Below are 16,407 nucleotides of genomic sequence, written 5' to 3'. Positions count from 1 at the left end.
GTGGTGGCGTTTTCATCGGTTGCTTCGAGATCATTTATAAGATAGTATTTGTAAGCACATTTGTATAATAGATAGGAGTATGTCATTCGATGGAAATAGTTCAACAGATATCACAGGTTCAAGTATTGAACCAATTATGGTTATTATTGTTTTTTATCGTTCCGATGGTTATTATATCGAGAATGGTTGTAGCAGGATCAAGATTTTCTCCGATTTTAATCATTGTAATTTTCGGTTTGCTTCTTGGATTTTTAATGGTAGAAGTGAATATTGCCACACCAGGACTTTCTGAGTTTCCTTTAGTCGACTTTATGGCTCGTACAACCATTATTGCTTTAATTGTTTCTTTCTTTGTTGGTGGACAGGAATTACGTAAAATTCTTGGCAACAAGGAGATGGAAGTTACTGATATTGTTGTCCCGATGAATGAAGAAGTTGTATTGGGGACAGGACGGACTCATTTTATCTTTATTCTTCGTTCTTTCTTCCTCTTAATAGGGATCGAAGGGTTTATAAGAATGTTCTTGCAACCTGGTTCTCTCGATAGTGTAGCTGGATATTATCCGCTCATTGCGTTTATCGGTTTAATTGCTTCCATTTTACTCGTTGATAACAAGGCAAAAATCGATAATAAACAAACCTATATTCGTAAAGGTTTGCTTGAGACTGGACTCATTATTATCGTATTATTTCTTTCATTTGCAATCGCATCAGCGGTTCAGCCAATTATTGCGCTTCCGCAAATATTCTTTGCAATGATGATTTCAGCAGCGATTGGGGCCATTTTTTATAAGTGGACTTTTGGCCCAACTGTTCGTGCCTTACTATTTGCTGGTATTCCAGTCGTATTAGCGGCAAACTTTATGGTCGGAGGCTCTCGTATTGGGGATGCGTTTGCGATTGATGGCATGAATGCTGTCCTTACTTATGGTTTCTTTGGTCAATTGTTCTGGATGTTTGGTGGAATTGCTTTAGTGATGTTTATTGCGAAAACAGCTCATGCCCGCAACCTTGCACCAGGTATGGCTGGTTCTCTATCTCACTCAGGATTAACTGGAGCATGTACAGCTGGAGACTTTGGAAAAGTTGCCGCTCAGCGTGCCCCAATCATGATTAACATTCCATTCTTTGGACATATCTTTGTATTTTCAGTTCTAGCGATTAGCGCAGAGCAGGGATCGCTTTGGTTCATCCCAACTGCGATTATTGTTACAGTCGGGGTTGTTCTAACCGCACTAGCACTTAAAAATCTTCGTCATGCAAATGGTGAAGATCGTAAGGAAGTTAAAGCTTTAATGCAATTTTCTTTCGGGTGGCAAATTTGTGCCGTGTTTGGTGGTCTAGCGCTACTAAGTATGAGTTCAATGTCCTTTGAATATGGTGCGATGGCACAAACATCTGCCATCTCTCACTTTGGTCTCTTTGCAGCAATTCAAGGAGAAATGTTTGGAACTGAAGCTTCCCTTCTCATTCCTTTTATTTTCTCAATGCCGTTTTTAGTACACCCAGTAGTGTTCTATATGTTCGGTAAAGCAATGGAGAAGAACGGCGAAATGCCAAAAGTTCCTGTATATGTGATGGCAATCATCGGTTTACTTGGAATCTCATTTGCAATTTTCGCTCTATAAGTTGATGAAAAGAGGCGACCTGACTGGGTCGCCTCTTTTTTATGCTACTTGCTTATACTCTTTAACTAATTGTTGGAGCTTCATTGCAAGACCCATGCTGCCATCGACTTTTAATTTTCCCGTCATGAACGCCACCGTTGTATTGAGGTCGTCATTTAATAATTTTATGAATGAATCATCATTCATTTTAAGAGTGACGTCTGCATCCTCTGTTGCTTCTTCTAACATATATGCTTGTCCATCTTTAAATTGAACTTGCAAGGTTCCCGTCTCTTTTAAATCAAATTGAAACACGCGATCTTTCTCCTCAGCGATATGTGCCGGCTCTCTGTTCATCTTCTCTACTAATTCTCTTAGTTGTTCTTTTGCATTCATTCGTAATCCCCCTTTTATCTTGTACACCTATTTTTTCGACAAGAAATGATAATCTCCTGCTTGAAATATGTTTTTTTTATTAATGGCGTCAATTATTTACATACTTTTGCATAAATCCCCCTTTTATCGTAAATCATAGGAATAGGAGGCGGTTAAATGGAGTTTATGCGAATTTTACAATATATCTGTTCTTTTGGTGGCGCAAGTTGCTTAATTTTCACTTATATTCAAATGGCTCGCAATAAAGTAAAGAAGCCGCTTCAAAAATGAAGCGGCCTTTCTTATGCCAATTTTAAGCGAGAGCTTTTTCAATTTTCTTTTTTGTAATCGAGAAATGTGAGTCAACCCATTTTACACTTTTTTTGTCAAATATAAATAATTGAGGCGATTCGTGTTTCACACCAAGTTCCTCTGAAATTAAATTAGAAACAGGACGAGATTCAATCACTTTTATAAGTGCGAAAGTTAATGACTTTTCATCATTACCCTCAATAAACGATTGAAACTCACCATAAGCTTCAGCGCTAATAGGACAGGTTGTACTGTGTTTTAAAAGAAGAACAGGAGCGTTTTCTGATTGCTCAAATAGGTCATGCCATTCTTGATCTGTTTTGATTTCCTTCATGTTCATCATCCTTTATCCATTAGTTTGACTCGGAATAATACATTAATGCAATTGCACCAGGTCCTGTATGAGTACTTATAATTGGTGATGTTGGATAAATGGTAATATTAACAGAATCATTAATCGTCTCAATCGATTGCTTTAATTTATTGGCTAACACTTCTGCATCTGCATGAGCAATTCCTACCTTTTTAACTACTTTCCCTTTTGTTTCATCCGCAAACGTCTTTGTTAACGTTTGGACCATTTGCATATGCGTACGAACCTTCGTAACTGGTGTATATACACCATCAGCTAAAGAGGCAATTGGCTTAATTTTAAGAAGAGAACCTAGTAATGCTTTTCCGCGTCCAATTCTTCCGCCTTTTTTTAAATACTCCAGTGTATCAACCATAATATATAATGCTGTGCCCTCCCGCACCACATTTAGTGCCTCAATTATGTTCTCTACAGATTTTCCTTCTTTTGCAAGTTCAGCAGCTTTCACCACTTGAAAAGCTAGTGCTTGGGAGATAAAACGTGAATTAACAACTGTTACATCAGCATCACTCATGTCTGCTGCTGTTTGTGCTGCATTCATTGTTCCACTCATACCTTCTGTAATATGAATTGAGATGATCTTCACATCATCACCGCTAGCAGCTAAACGATTATAGGTTTCTTCAAACACACCTACTGCTGGCTGGGAGCTTTTCGGTAATTCCTCACTTAATTTTAGTTTATCCATAAATTGAGAAGCCGTAATATCTACCCCATCTAAATACGTTTCATCACCAAAGGTAATGGATAAGGGAACAATCTCTATTCCGTACTTAGCAGCAAGATCAGCTGGCAAATCACAAGTTGAATCCGTAACAATTTTAATCGTCGTCATATTCACATTCTCCTTTATCTTCCCGTTCGCTTGTCCCATGTCTGGGTTGGGCCGAAGTATTCTCTCTACTCACTATCATACCATAATTCAGCACATATCGTCTTCTAACTCTCAATTATCTTTTATGAAAATGAAAAGGTTTACTTTTCAATCGCAAAACGAATGTCTTGATACGTCACATGCTCACCAAGTGCCTCTTTTATAGGGCGCAGTTTTTCTGTGCCAATCTCTTTTGCAACCTTCATTATCTCTTTACGTATAGGCTCATCAACATAGCTCGGTAAACGAAGGTCGATCCCTTCGTCTTTCGATTTTAGGAGATGATTTAAGACCGTTTGTTCACTAAGCGAACGCTGAGCGGCAATCTCCTGCACCTTTTGTCCTTCTTGGAAGAGCTTTATGGTAATCAAGTGGCTTCCCTTTGTCACCTTCTTCGAGGGCTTGGACTTCTGTTCAGCTGGTGCATCGTGAATGTCTGCTTTATTCTGCCCTTTAAAAGGAGTAAGGACTTCGAGAAATGAATCCCCATAACGTATGAGCTTTTGCTCACCGACACCTTGAATCAGACTCATCTCTTCTTTGGTTTGTGGGATGTATTGGCTCATCTGTTTGAGCGTTTTATCAGAAAACACCATGTATGGCGGAATGTCCTCCTCGTTAGCAAGGTCTTTTCTGCATTGTCTAAGAGCTTCAAACACTTCATTGTTCTCTTCAACTTCTGCTACAACATTTGCGACAATCTGATGAACTTCCTTTTCTCCTTTTATGACTGAGACCGCTAATTCAGTTAGTTGTAAGGTCGGGTATTGCGAGCCTGTCGGCTTAATATATTGCTCGGCTGTTAAATAATCGATAAACTCAGCAACTTGTTTGGCGGTGTATCCACTCATTATTCCATACGTTGGAAGAGAAGTAAGTTGTAATTGCTTTAATTTTTGGTTTTCAGACCCTACTAACACTTGGGCGACCATCATTTTACCAAAACGTTCTCTCATACGCTTAATACAAGAGAAAACCATTTGAGCCTCTCTCGTACGGTCTACTTTTTCTCCTTCTCGCACGCATGATGAGCATTTGCCGCATGCTTCAGATGCCACGTCTCCAAAATAGGCTAAAATGTAGCTCATTAAGCAGCCCTCAGTATGAATGTAGGACGTCATTTGTTGCAACTTTTCATACTCTTGGGCTTTTCGTTCCTCACTTAGGTCTGTTTGCTCAATTAAAAAGGATTGGACACGGATATCTTGTGGACTGAAGAGCAACACACATTCACTATCTTCACCATCACGCCCAGCTCGGCCTGCTTCTTGATAATAGGATTCAATATTACGAGGCATATTGTAATGGAGTACATACCTTACATTACTTTTATCAATCCCCATACCAAAAGCATTTGTCGCTATCATTACACTCGCTTCATCATGTAGAAAAGCTTCCTGGTGACGGGCTCTTTCTTCTTCATTTAACCCTCCGTGATACATCGCCACCTCTACCTTAGCATCAAGAAATTTATGATAAAGTTGCTCAACCTCTTTACGTGTGGTCGCATAGATGATTCCAGATTCATTCAGATGCTTTTGAACGTATTGTTTTACAAATCTCCATTTATCAATCCCTTTGGTGATCTTCAAGGTTAAATTCTCTCTGTTGAAACCCGTCAAGACAGTATGTTGATCATTAATCTGTAGATGGGTTTGAATGTCCTGTTGAACAGCCTCTGTTGCCGTAGCCGTTAAAGCCAATACGGGAGGTGTTTGCTCTAAACTTTGTAGCCAGCCTGCGATCCCTAAATAGCTTGGCCTGAAGTCATGGCCCCATTGAGATAAACAATGCGCCTCGTCTATTGCCACAAACGAAAGAGGAATCGATTTAAGCAGTTGTTGAAAACGGGGCTGCATTAATCTCTCAGGCGCTACATAAACAAGCTTACATTCCCCTAATTGGATAAGGCTGATCCGCTCTTCTTCCTCTTGCCTTGTGAGCGTACTGTTTAAGTAGGTAGCAGCTATATCTAACTGATGCAGGGCGTCCACTTGATCCTTCATTAATGAGATCAAAGGGGAAATAACTAAGGTTACACCTTCTAGTACAAGCGCAGGAATTTGGTAACAAAGAGACTTACCTCCTCCTGTTGGCATAATACCCAGTGCATCTTCCCCATTCAAAACGTGTTGAATGATTTCACCTTGGCCATTTCGAAATGATTGGTATCCATAATAGCGATGGAGGATTTCTGTTGCTTGCTCAAATTTTTCAATTCTCAATGGTCTTCTCCCCTTAATAAATGATAAAAAAGAATCGTTATGGGCACATTACATGTAAAGAATATATGTAGAAAGGCGTGGCTTACATGAACTTAACGTTAAAACAAAAAAATACATTAGGGCTTATTGTTGTGGCGCTTATATACTTAGCTCCGGTTATCATCATGGTAACAACCAGAGATACTTTTTTACACTCAGTAGAACGGTTTCCACTGGATTTTTCATTATACTTTGCCGTGTTACTTGGAGCAATCATTGTTAATTACTCCTTAAAGTCGACGAAGTTTCTCACCGTCGTTATGCTAGCTGCCGTTGCAGGCCTTGGTGTCTATGCGTTTTATTACTTGCTTTAGGATTGGTTTCATACTCTTATTTTTTCAAAAGATGAGGGTTGAATCAAATGTTTTTTTAAAGAAAAATGCCATGAAGCTATCCTCTAACAGTTAGGAATGGTATAATTCATACGATTACAGACATTGGAGGCATATAGCTACATGATTACAGTAACAGATGTTGGTCTACAATACGGAGACCGTAAATTATTTGAAGAAGTAAATATTAAGTTTACGCCTGGCAACTGCTATGGCTTAATTGGAGCAAACGGGGCTGGGAAATCAACATTCTTGAAAATCTTATCTGGTGAGATTGAACCTCAACAAGGTGACGTTCATATGAAGCCAGGTCAACGCCTTGCCGTTTTGAAACAAAATCACTTTGAGTACGAAGAATTTGAAGTTCTTCATACGGTAATTATGGGTCATGCTCGTCTTTATCAAGTGATGAAAGAAAAAGATGCGATTTACATGAAAGAAGAATTCTCAGATGAGGACGGGATCAAAGCTGCAGAGCTTGAAGGAGAATTTGCAGAATTAAATGGTTGGGAAGCTGAATCAGAAGCTGCAATCCTTTTAAAAGGTCTAGGAATTAATGAAGATCTTCACACTAAAAAAATGGCTGACTTATCAGGGAGTGAGAAAGTAAAAGTCTTACTTGCTCAAACTCTATTTGGCGAACCAGATGTTCTATTATTAGATGAGCCGACGAACCACTTGGATATTCAAGCGATTCAGTGGCTAGAGGAGTTCTTAATTAATTTTGATAACACGGTTATTGTTGTTTCCCATGACCGTCACTTCCTAAATAAAGTTTGTACGCATATTGCTGATTTGGATTTTGGTAAACTTCAAATTTATGTGGGGAACTATGATTTCTGGTATGAGTCTAGTCAATTAGCACTTAAAATGGCTCAAGACCAAAATAAAAAGAAGGAAGAAAAAATCAAGGAGTTACAAAACTTCGTTGCTAGGTTTAGTGCGAATGCTTCTAAATCAAAACAAGCAACATCACGTAAGAAATCACTTGAAAAGATCTCTTTAGATGATATTAAACCATCCTCTCGTAAATATCCATATGTTCACTTCCAGCAAGAGCGTGAAATTGGAAATGATGTTCTTCGTGTTGAGGGATTAACGAAGACGATTGATGGCGTAAACGTTTTAAACAATGTTAGTTTCACGATGAATAAAGACGATAAAATTGCTCTTGTTGGTACAAACGAGATGGCAAAGAACGTTTTATTCAAAATTTTAGCTGGAGAAATGGAGCCGGATAGTGGTTCTTATAAATGGGGCGTTACAACATCTCAAGCTTACTTCCCTAAAGATAACTCCGAGTATTTTGAGGGCTGCGACTTAAACCTTGTGAACTGGCTTCGCCAATACTCACCTCAAGATGATAGCGAAACGTTCTTACGTGGCTTCTTAGGAAGAATGTTATTCTCTGGTGAGGAAGTATTGAAGAAAGCAAGTGTATTATCAGGGGGCGAGAAAGTTCGCTGTATGCTTTCTAAAATGATGTTAAGTGGTGCTAACGTGCTACTGCTTGATGAACCGACTAACCACTTAGACCTTGAATCGATCACAGCTGTCAATAATGGCTTAATTGCCTTTAAAGGTGCAATGATCTTCTCAAGTCATGACCATCAGTTCAATGAGTCAATTGCCAACCGTATCATTGAATTAACAGAAGATGGCTTAATTGATAAGCAAATGACTTATAATGAATTTCTTGAGTACAAAAAATAAATACAATTGCCACTGGGTCCTAACCCTAGTGGCTTTTTTATCGTTATTTGTTTAACTGACAAGAGTAATATTTAAAATAAAATTACAGTAAGTGAAATTATAATAGTAAAACCTATCCCAAATATTTATGGTCAGATCATATTTATTGAATTCACTATTTATTTGTGAGCTTATCTTTTCACTTCTACTTACAATTCTTCTTTCACATGATATGATTAAGAGAATGTCATTGAAATGAGGGAGGGGCGTCGACCATGTCACTGCGTCAAGCATACACCGCAGCGATAGCCGGTGCAGCACTTTGGGGAATGATCGGATTGTTTGTTCAACCACTCTATTCTTATGGATTTACAGCTTGGGAAGTTGTAGCGATACGAGCAATCGCTTCTGCTTTTTTGCTTGTTACTTACTTAGCTTTATTCAGTCGAAAGATGTTGCGAATTCAATTGCGCGACCTTCCCTTATTTATCGGAACAGGAATCGTCAGTATCGTCTTTTTTAACTGGTGTTTTTTTACGGTAATTGAGCAATCGAGCTTATCTTTAGCCGTCGTGCTTTTATACACTGGGCCCTTATTTGTTACGATCCTATCACGTGTTTTCTTTAAAGAGTTGTTAACCTATAACAAAGGCATTGCATTAGTGACAACGATTATTGGCTGCGGTTTTGTCGTAGGGTTACTCCCTAGCTTTAACACAGTCCTTACACCTTCGATTTTACTGATTGGGATCGGTTCTGGCTTTTTTTATGCTCTCTACAGTATTTTTGCTAAAGTGAGCTCAAAGCGCTATTCATCGATGACGATTACCACTTATTCGTTTATTTGCGCAGCCGCTTTTATGATTCCAACATCAGGACTATGGAATAAAGCGCATCTTTTCACACAAATCGAGGTAAGCAGCTATGCAATCGGATTAGCATTTTTTCCAACTGTGCTTGCCTACTTGCTCTATACGAGAGGTTTAGCTGAGATCGAATCAAGCCGAGCATCGATTTTATCAACAATTGAACCGGTTGTAGCGATAGCTATTGGTCTTTTCGTTTTTTCAGACCAACTAACAGTCATCCAATGGTTCGGCGTCATGCTTGTCCTTCTATCTATTTTCCTCGTCTCAAGGCCCGAACATCGTCCCACACGCAAAAAATCGACGCCCAAACCACAAGCTGTGTAGGGCGTCGATTGTTCGATGTACCTATGCTTTTTTCTTTATATCAACATACTGCATGATTTCCTTGCTGTTTTGATATTTTGGATTGTTCGTCCGAGTCGAATCTCGCAACTCAGAAGCATAAGTGATTTCAAAGTTTTGCAATGTCTCTAGTTCCTTTACAAAATCAATTAGTTCTTGTTGATCTCGCCCACTTAACCTTACTCGCATCTATCATTCTCCTCTCATACGTTCGTTATTTTAGTAGAATATTTTCATCTTGGCAAGAAAAAATGTCTACCCTATTGGCAGACATTTTACTGATCATTTAAGCGTTCCTCTTTTTGACGTACTCTTCTAGATTTGAAGTAGTAGTATAGTCCGAAAAGGATTACAACACCAATTAATGTATAAATAAGCTGCTGAACAAAAGATGCCCAGTCTGTAATCGATCGGCCGTAATAAAAGCCTATCCAATAATAAAAACTCATCCAAATAAATGCCGAGCTAAAAGCGATTGGAGCAAAACGTTGATAAGGAATCGCTGAAACTCCTACACTAAAAGGGACGGCATGTCGTACAAACGGAAAAAAATAACTAAAAGATGCTGCTCTTAATCCGTGACGATCAAGCATTTCCTTGCCTTTTAAAGCCCGTTTATGCCAAATCGAATGTTTTTTATGAATCAAATTGGACTTATCCTCAAAAAAATGTCCAACAAAATACAGCAACGTACCATGCAATAGAATACTAGAGAAGATAATGAACATTGCAGGGATCGGATCTAGATAAGAAGTAGTAGCCAATAAGCCACCACTCATCAGGAGGATTTCATTAGGGACAGGGAAGAAAAACAAACCAATCGAAAAAATAAGAAACAAGGCCAAATAACCATGACTTTGAATAAAAGAGATCATTTCGGTAAACGCAACCATGATATCCCCTTCCCCCTTTATTCATGGTATGAACTGTTCATTATCTTTATCTTACAAGAAAGCTTCGAATTCCGCAAAGATATCTCCTTCACTCTCTCTGTAATAAAAAAAGACAGTGCGCTCACTGTCTTAGTTTTTAAAGTAATCTTTATAGTAACCGCCAATTTTTCCAGTGTTATCAACCACAAAGTAAAATTCTTCGGTTTCATTTTTCAATTCGTATGTTTTGCCTTTCGTTAAAGCGCGGTCTACCATGTATTTTTTTGCATCAGTATGTACACATTCTACCGTACGAATCGTTTCTTTTTGTTGCCACGTTTGATGAATCATTTAGCATCCCTCCTTCTAACCTCTCTTTATTATAAAGAGTATTATCACGAGAGGCAAATACAATTGAGATTTCTACTCCTGTATAAACCTTCAAAAGCAACCAAACACTATGTAGATAGCAACCCAAAATAAATTAAGTATTTCGTGCATTCCTACATTGTTTTACTCACTTTTTGATTTGTGGTAGGGTAAGTAAGTTATTTTTTCTGTAAGAATTTATTTCAGGAGGGTTTACTTTGAATAAACAAAAAATGGATTGGCCAGTCTTCCTCATTAGTGGTGGTGCTCTCATCCTATTTGTGATTGCTTCATTCATTTCTGCAGAGGGTGTTGCAAACTATGTTGATGCTACTTTTAACTGGTCAGCTACATACTTTGGAGCATTTTGGCAAGTCTTTATGCTACTCACATTTCTTATCGCCTTAGGACTTATGTTTTCTAAATATGGGGCGGTTCGATTAGGTAGATCCGACAAGCCAGAGACGAGTACTTTTAAATGGATTTCGATGATTATGTGTACTCTACTTGCAGGCGGAGGTGTATTCTGGGCTGCCGCTGAACCGATGTATCATTTTCTAGAAACACCACCGATGTATGCGGATATTGCCCCTGGACAAGCAGAAACGATTGTTCCAGCCTTGGCACAATCCTTCCTAGATTGGGGATTTTCTGCCTGGGCCATCCTTGGAACATTAGGTGTTGTTGTGTTAATGTACGGATACTCAAAAGGGTTACCACTTAAACCACGTACTCTCCTTTATCCTTTAGTAGGTAAAAAAATTATGGAGAAAAACAATGTATTAGGTATTGCGGTAGATGCCTTCTCTATTATTGCAGTTGCAGCCGGAACGATTGGACCAATAGGTTTTCTTGGCTTACAAGCAGCTTACGGCTTAGATTCTCTCTTTGGTGTCCCAAATACGTTTATAACCCAGCTTGCGATTATTTTTGGACTGGTTGCCATCGCTGCTGTGTCTGCAGTGACCGGTATCCATCAAGGAATTCAATGGTTAAGTCGTTTTAACATTATCTTCACTCTCGTTTTAGTCGTAGTTGTATTACTCGTTGGTCCTGCTGGATTTATCATCGATGGATTTGTTGGGACATATGGTGTGTATGTACGAGATTTCCTTGAACTCAGTCTCTATCGTGGAGATACGGGTTGGTTATCTTTTTGGACGATCTTCTTTTGGGGTTGGTTTATTGGGTATGGTCCAATGATGGCAATTTTCATCAGCCGTATATCGCATGGCAGAACGCTGCGTGAACTCTTTATCGCTGTTATTGTGATTGCTCCACTTGTTACAAACTTCTGGTTTACAGTCGTAGGTGGCTCGGGTATTTTCTTTGAATTACAGAATCCCGGCTCGGTTAGTGAACCTCTCTATGAAGCAGGCTTACCCGCTTCGATGATCGCTATTGTTACCCAATTACCGTTTGGATATTTAATTGCAGCAGCTTTCTTGCTTGTTACGGTAGTTTTTGTTGCGACAACAACCGATTCCATGTCATACACGATATCAATGACGGTTACTGGAAGTAGCACGCCAGCTAAATCGATTCGTGTATTTTGGGCGCTTGCCATGGGTGCTGTTGCTGCTGTGTTACTTTACTTAGGTGAGGGCAGCATTAATGCTCTTCAATCGTTCATTGTGTTCACTGCAGTACCTGTTTCTTTAATTATGTTACCAACGTTATGGCTAGCTCCTAAAGTTGCTAAACAAATGGCTAAAGATCAAGGAATTCACTAATAAAAAACAGCCTATCTTTTGAGATAGGCTGTTTTTATTGTGTTGATTAACCTTCTAATAAAAGTTGTTCTGGATCTTCAAGAAGTTCCTTTACTTTTACAAGGAAACTAACCGCTTCTTTACCATCAACAATACGGTGGTCATAAGAAAGGGCAATGTACATCATTGGACGATTTTCGAAACGCTCTTGGTCAATAGCAACCGGACGCCATTGAACCTTGTGCATTCCAAGAATACCAACTTGTGGAGCATTTAAAATTGGAGTGGACCATAATGAGCCGAATACCCCTCCGTTAGTGATAGTGAATGTTCCACCTTGCAGATCAGAAATCGAAAGCTTATTGTCACGAGCTTTTTTACCAAGTGAACCAATTTCACGTTCAATTCCTGCAAATCCTAAACGATCAGCATCGCGTACAACTGGTACAACTAGACCTTCGTCTGTTGATACAGCTACACCGATATCATAATACTTCTTCATTAGGATTTCATCGCCTTGAATTTCAGCATTTAGTAATGGGAACTCTTTAAGTGCACCAATCACTGCTTTAGTGAAGAATGACATGAAACCAAGCTTAACGCCATTCTTATCTAAGAATGCATCTTTACGACGTTTACGTAAATCCATTACTGCAGTCATATCAACTTCGTTAAAAGTTGTTAGCATAGCTGCTGTTTGTTGAGATTCAACTAGACGTTTTGCAATCGTTTGACGGCGACGAGACATCTTCACACGCTCAACTGGCTTGCCTGGTTGATCTTGTTGAGGTTGTGCAGCAGGCTTCTTCGCAGCTGGTGCTGATGGAGCTTTTTCTGCTGGCTTTGATTGATGGGTTTCAACGTCTTGTTTACGAATACGACCAGTTGGATCATTTGTTGCGATCTCTTTTAAGTCGATTCCTTTTTCACGAGCAAGCTTTCTAGCTGCAGGTGATGCAAGTGGACGATCTGTGCTAGAAGTTGTTTCTTCTGCAGCCTCTTGCTTAGGCTCTTCTTTTTTCTCTTCGGCTTTTGGTTCTTCTTTAGCAGCTGGAGCCTCTGTCGAACCTGAAGCATCTCCGCTTTCATCAATGACTGCAATTACTTCTCCTACTTCAACTGTGTCACCTGGCTCTTTTTTAAATTCTTTAATCACACCAGAATGTTCAGCTGTAATTTCAACATTGACTTTATCAGTTTCAAGTTCAGCAATGTATTCTCCTTGGTTAACTTGCTCACCAACTTGTTTTAACCATTGTGCTATCGTTCCTTCAGTAATCGATTCTGCTAGTTCTGGTACTTTAATTTCAATCACGGCGATGGCCTCCTTATTATTTGCGAGTCAATGATTCTGTGATGATACGTTCTTGTTCTTTCTTATGAGCAACCGGGTCACCTTCAGCAGGACTTGAACGATGAGTACGTCCAATATAAGAAACAGAAGCTTCGCTCGGTGTAATCTCACGGATACGTGACTCGATAAATGGCCAAGCACCCATATTTTTAGGCTCTTCTTGAACCCATACAATTTCTTTTAGGTTCTTGTATCGAGCAAATAATGCACGAATTTGCTTTTTAGGGAACGGATACAACTCTTCCACTCGAGCAATGTGAACCCAATCCCAATCCTCATCTGATTTTTTCACACGATCAGCTAGGTCAATCGCCACTTTACCGCTGCAAAGTACCACACGCTCTACTTTGTCCACTTCTTCTCCAAGACCAGCTTGCTCAAATACAGGCTTAAATTCGCCTTCTGTGAACTCAGCATGAGTAGAAGCTACGACTTGGTTACGTAACAAGCTCTTAGGTGTCATAATGATCAGAGGACGAACAGCTTCTTTTTCTAAAATAGCTGCTTGACGACGTAGGATATGGAAATATTGCGCTGCAGATGTACAGTTTGCAATCGTCCAATTGTTCTCAGCTGCAAGTACTAAGAAACGTTCCACACGTCCACTTGAATGTTCTGGCCCTTGTCCTTCATAACCGTGAGGTAATAGACAAACAAGTCCTGATTTTTGACCCCATTTCGCACGACCAGCAGATACCCATTGGTCAAATATAACTTGAGCACCATTGGCAAAGTCACCAAATTGAGCTTCCCATAATACGAGTGTTTCTGGAGCAAATACGTTGTAGCCATATTCAAACCCAACAACAGCCATTTCAGATAATGGGCTATTATGAACCGAGAATGAAGCATTTGCTTTGTCAAATTCTTTAAGCGGTGTATGCGTCTCATTTGTCTCACGATCATGTAAGACTAGGTGACGATGAGCAAATGTTCCACGTTCTGAGTCTTGACCAGATAAACGAATTGGCGTTCCATCATGTAAAATAGAAGCAAATGCAAGTGTTTCAGCTAATGCCCAGTCAATCTTGCCTTCGCCTTCAAATGATTGGAGACGACGTTTTAATATCTTCTCAAGCTTTTCATTTGGCTTAAATTCGCTCGGCCATTCTAGAAGCTCTTCGTTAATTGACTTTAATGTATCAAACTCAACAGATGTCTTCACTTTAGGAAGTCCATTTACAACATAGTCCGGAGTCACAATTTCTTTTGCTTTATTAGACTTGTTTCCTGCCACTGCATCATATTGAGATTGAAGGTACTCTTGTGCTTCTTTATCAAGCTGTTCGCCGTAGTTAGACTCAATTTCACCGCGAGCGACTAATTGGTCTGCATACAGCACACGTACCGTAGGGTGTTTTCTCACTGTTGTATAAAGTCCTGGTTGCGTTACAGCTGGCTCATCCATTTCGTTGTGACCGAAGCGACGATATCCAACTAAATCGATTAAGAAATCCTTTTTGAAACGCTTACGGTATTGAAATGCAAGATGCATAGCAGCAAGACAGGCTTCAGGATCGTCAGCATTCACGTGAACGATCGGGATTTCAAACCCTTTAGCTGGGTCACTTGCATATGTAGTTGAACGAGAATCATACGTTTCAGTTGTAAAACCAATATTGTTATTGGCAATAATGTGTAATGATCCACCAGTTTGATACCCTTTTAAGCGACTTAGGTTTAAGGTTTCCGTTACGATACCTTGACCAGGGAACGCAGCATCACCATGAATTAAAATCGAATATGCTTTAGAAATCGTTTGCTCAGGATCGCCTTTTTTCGTGCGTACTTCTTGTGCAGCACGTGCATACCCTTCTACAATTGGACTAACAAATTCAAGGTGACTTGGGTTATTAGCTAGTGAGACAGTGGCTTCAACTGTGTTATCATCTTTAATTTGACGATCAGCACCTAAGTGATATTTTACATCCCCTGTCCAACCGTAGTTAATTCCTGTTGAACCTTCTGAAGGAACAAGGTCCTTATTTGGAGCATGTAAAAACTCTGAGAAGATCATTTTGTATGGCTTGCTTAATGTGTGGGCAAGTACATTCAGACGACCGCGATGTGCCATCCCAATCATCACATGCTCTGTGCCTTCATGAACGGATTCACGAACGACTTCATCAAGCATTGGAACCATAATATCAAGGCCCTCAATCGAGAAACGCTTCTGCCCTACAAATGTACGGTGAATAAATTTCTCAAAACCTTCTACTTGCGTTAATCGTTTCAGTAGTGCTACTTTTTGTTGTTTGGAAAGGTTTGGCAAATAAATGCCAGATTCAACCATCTTATTTAACCAATGACGCTCTTCTTCATCTTGAACATGACCAAACTCAAAAGAAATAGTCTTTGTATAGACATTTTTCAAATGTTCAATTGCATCAAGTCCATCTTTTACATGAGAAGGGGCATCTGGAGAAATTAAATCAACTGGTACTTGTTTAAGATCCGCTTCTGTTAAGTCATAGCGGGAGAGTTGAATTCTCTCTTCATTTTTCTTATCCTTATGAATCGGGTGAACGTCGGCAGCTAAATGACCTTTCGTTCGAATCATGTCGGCTAATTTTACCGCACCGACAAACTTCCTCATCATGTCCGCTCCTGCAGCTTGTGGGGCTGAAGGTGCATTTGTCGCGTGAACAAGTTCAGATTGAGTAGAAGAAGGTGGTGGTCCCCATTGTTCAAATAACTCGCGTAGGTCTTCCTCTACAGCTTGTGGGTCTTTAGTAAATTCTTCATACAACTCAATTGCGACGCCAAGGTTCGGACCATGAAATCCTTGCCATGGCTCTTCCGGTTTGTGCTCCTTGCTGGACATGTGACAAAAACCTCCTAATAACTTTTAAGTCAACACAATAGTTGATTCTATTGAGAGACTGGAAATTGTAACGCTTTCATTCCCATTTTAACATGATTGTCACAATTGCTCAAAGGTTATCTGCTAGCTTTCAAAGATTTATTAGTCTTGTTAGATCCTTTGAGAATCGATTATAGTTAAAGATGGATGAATCAAGTTTGCTATTGTGCTTTCCTTCACTAAAAAGTGTAAAACTT

14 protein-coding genes are annotated in these 16,407 nt (G+C 39.5%); 5 read left to right on the top strand and 9 right to left on the bottom strand.

From position 1 onward, the window contains the following. The first annotated feature begins 89 nt into the window (after positions 1 to 89). On the top strand, positions 90 to 1,628 hold the full coding sequence (locus tag AB3N04_RS19720) for a hypothetical protein (protein WP_368504255.1): 1,539 nt from the start codon (positions 90 to 92) through the stop codon (positions 1,626 to 1,628). A 39-nt stretch (positions 1,629 to 1,667) separates the two neighbouring features. Here AB3N04_RS19720 and AB3N04_RS19715 read toward each other — a convergent pair whose 3' ends face one another. The 4 genes from AB3N04_RS19715 to recQ all read right to left on the bottom strand — a co-directional run bounded on the left by AB3N04_RS19715 (position 1,668) and on the right by recQ (position 5,766). Continuing rightward, a complete protein-coding gene (locus AB3N04_RS19715) occupies positions 1,668 to 2,003 on the bottom strand; it encodes an SCP2 sterol-binding domain-containing protein (protein ID WP_368504254.1) in 336 nt (111 codons plus the stop codon). A 292-nt stretch (positions 2,004 to 2,295) separates the two neighbouring features. Beyond that, a complete protein-coding gene (gene ytxJ, locus AB3N04_RS19710; RefSeq protein WP_368504253.1) occupies positions 2,296 to 2,628 on the bottom strand; it encodes a bacillithiol system redox-active protein YtxJ in 333 nt (110 codons plus the stop codon). 19 nt (positions 2,629 to 2,647) lie between these two features. After that, positions 2,648 to 3,502, bottom strand: a complete 855-nt coding sequence (locus tag AB3N04_RS19705) for a DegV family protein (RefSeq protein ID WP_368504252.1) — start codon at positions 3,500 to 3,502, stop codon at positions 2,648 to 2,650. 140 nt (positions 3,503 to 3,642) lie between these two features. Further along, positions 3,643 to 5,766: a DNA helicase RecQ gene (gene recQ / locus AB3N04_RS19700; protein WP_368504251.1), complete on the bottom strand. Its 2,124-nt coding sequence runs from the start codon at positions 5,764 to 5,766 to the stop codon at positions 3,643 to 3,645. 86 nt (positions 5,767 to 5,852) lie between these two features. On the opposite strand from recQ, the gene AB3N04_RS19695 reads away from it, so the two are divergent. The 3 genes from AB3N04_RS19695 to AB3N04_RS19685 all read left to right on the top strand — a co-directional run bounded on the left by AB3N04_RS19695 (position 5,853) and on the right by AB3N04_RS19685 (position 9,022). Continuing rightward, positions 5,853 to 6,119: a hypothetical protein gene (locus AB3N04_RS19695; protein ID WP_368504250.1), complete on the top strand. Its 267-nt coding sequence runs from the start codon at positions 5,853 to 5,855 to the stop codon at positions 6,117 to 6,119. A gap of 141 nt (positions 6,120 to 6,260) precedes the next feature. Beyond that, positions 6,261 to 7,850: an ABC-F family ATP-binding cassette domain-containing protein gene (locus AB3N04_RS19690; protein WP_368504249.1), complete on the top strand. Its 1,590-nt coding sequence runs from the start codon at positions 6,261 to 6,263 to the stop codon at positions 7,848 to 7,850. Positions 7,851 to 8,104: 254 nt separating this feature from the next. Further along, positions 8,105 to 9,022 carry a DMT family transporter gene (locus AB3N04_RS19685; protein ID WP_368504248.1) on the top strand — a complete coding sequence of 306 codons (918 nt, stop codon included), beginning with the start codon at positions 8,105 to 8,107 and terminating at the stop codon, positions 9,020 to 9,022. Positions 9,023 to 9,043: 21 nt separating this feature from the next. Here the strand turns inward: AB3N04_RS19685 and AB3N04_RS19680 are convergent, their stop codons facing one another. The 3 genes from AB3N04_RS19680 to AB3N04_RS19670 form a co-directional block, all read right to left on the bottom strand. Next, complete coding sequence (locus AB3N04_RS19680) at positions 9,044 to 9,229, bottom strand: DUF3970 family protein (RefSeq protein ID WP_368504247.1); 186 nt, start codon at positions 9,227 to 9,229, stop codon at positions 9,044 to 9,046. 86 nt (positions 9,230 to 9,315) lie between these two features. After that, positions 9,316 to 9,933 carry a DedA family protein gene (locus tag AB3N04_RS19675; protein WP_368504246.1) on the bottom strand — a complete coding sequence of 206 codons (618 nt, stop codon included), beginning with the start codon at positions 9,931 to 9,933 and terminating at the stop codon, positions 9,316 to 9,318. A gap of 129 nt (positions 9,934 to 10,062) precedes the next feature. Next, complete coding sequence (locus AB3N04_RS19670) at positions 10,063 to 10,263, bottom strand: DUF6501 family protein (RefSeq protein WP_368504245.1); 201 nt, start codon at positions 10,261 to 10,263, stop codon at positions 10,063 to 10,065. Between the two features lie 251 nt (positions 10,264 to 10,514). Here AB3N04_RS19670 and AB3N04_RS19665 point away from each other — a divergent pair, with 251 nt between their 5' ends. Further along, complete coding sequence (locus tag AB3N04_RS19665; RefSeq protein ID WP_368506106.1) at positions 10,515 to 12,014, top strand: BCCT family transporter; 1,500 nt, start codon at positions 10,515 to 10,517, stop codon at positions 12,012 to 12,014. Between the two features lie 46 nt (positions 12,015 to 12,060). On the opposite strand, the gene odhB is transcribed toward AB3N04_RS19665, so the two are convergent. Together odhB and AB3N04_RS19655 are read right to left on the bottom strand one after the other, a co-directional pair. Further along, positions 12,061 to 13,308: a 2-oxoglutarate dehydrogenase complex dihydrolipoyllysine-residue succinyltransferase gene (gene odhB, locus AB3N04_RS19660; RefSeq protein WP_368504244.1), complete on the bottom strand. Its 1,248-nt coding sequence runs from the start codon at positions 13,306 to 13,308 to the stop codon at positions 12,061 to 12,063. A gap of 16 nt (positions 13,309 to 13,324) precedes the next feature. Then, positions 13,325 to 16,171, bottom strand: coding sequence for a 2-oxoglutarate dehydrogenase E1 component (locus AB3N04_RS19655; RefSeq protein WP_368504243.1), 2,847 nt, complete (start codon positions 16,169 to 16,171; stop codon positions 13,325 to 13,327). Positions 16,172 to 16,407: the final 236 nt, after the last annotated feature.

This window comes from Alkalihalophilus sp. As8PL (assembly GCF_040939795.1).
GTDB classification, from domain to species: domain Bacteria; phylum Bacillota; class Bacilli; order Bacillales; family Bacillaceae_D; genus Alkalihalophilus; species Alkalihalophilus lindianensis.
This window is presented reverse-complemented; position numbering and strand designations above follow the sequence as displayed.

Bases quoted from the DNA above. Each gene is read 5' to 3' on its own strand.
- AB3N04_RS19720 (WP_368504255.1), top strand. From the start codon at position 90: ATGGAAATAGTTCAACAGATATCACAGGTTCAAGTATTGAACCAATTA.
- AB3N04_RS19715 (WP_368504254.1), bottom strand. From the start codon at position 2,003: ATGAATGCAAAAGAACAACTAAGAGAATTAGTAGAGAAGATGAACAGA.
- ytxJ (WP_368504253.1), bottom strand. From the start codon at position 2,628: ATGAAGGAAATCAAAACAGATCAAGAATGGCATGACCTATTTGAGCAA.
- AB3N04_RS19705 (WP_368504252.1), bottom strand. From the start codon at position 3,502: ATGACGACGATTAAAATTGTTACGGATTCAACTTGTGATTTGCCAGCT.
- AB3N04_RS19695 (WP_368504250.1), top strand. From the start codon at position 5,853: ATGAACTTAACGTTAAAACAAAAAAATACATTAGGGCTTATTGTTGTG.
- AB3N04_RS19690 (WP_368504249.1), top strand. From the start codon at position 6,261: ATGATTACAGTAACAGATGTTGGTCTACAATACGGAGACCGTAAATTA.
- AB3N04_RS19685 (WP_368504248.1), top strand. From the start codon at position 8,105: ATGTCACTGCGTCAAGCATACACCGCAGCGATAGCCGGTGCAGCACTT.
- AB3N04_RS19680 (WP_368504247.1), bottom strand. From the start codon at position 9,229: ATGCGAGTAAGGTTAAGTGGGCGAGATCAACAAGAACTAATTGATTTT.
- AB3N04_RS19675 (WP_368504246.1), bottom strand. From the start codon at position 9,933: ATGGTTGCGTTTACCGAAATGATCTCTTTTATTCAAAGTCATGGTTAT.
- AB3N04_RS19670 (WP_368504245.1), bottom strand. From the start codon at position 10,263: ATGATTCATCAAACGTGGCAACAAAAAGAAACGATTCGTACGGTAGAA.
- AB3N04_RS19665 (WP_368506106.1), top strand. From the start codon at position 10,515: ATGGATTGGCCAGTCTTCCTCATTAGTGGTGGTGCTCTCATCCTATTT.
- AB3N04_RS19655 (WP_368504243.1), bottom strand. From the start codon at position 16,171: ATGTCCAGCAAGGAGCACAAACCGGAAGAGCCATGGCAAGGATTTCAT.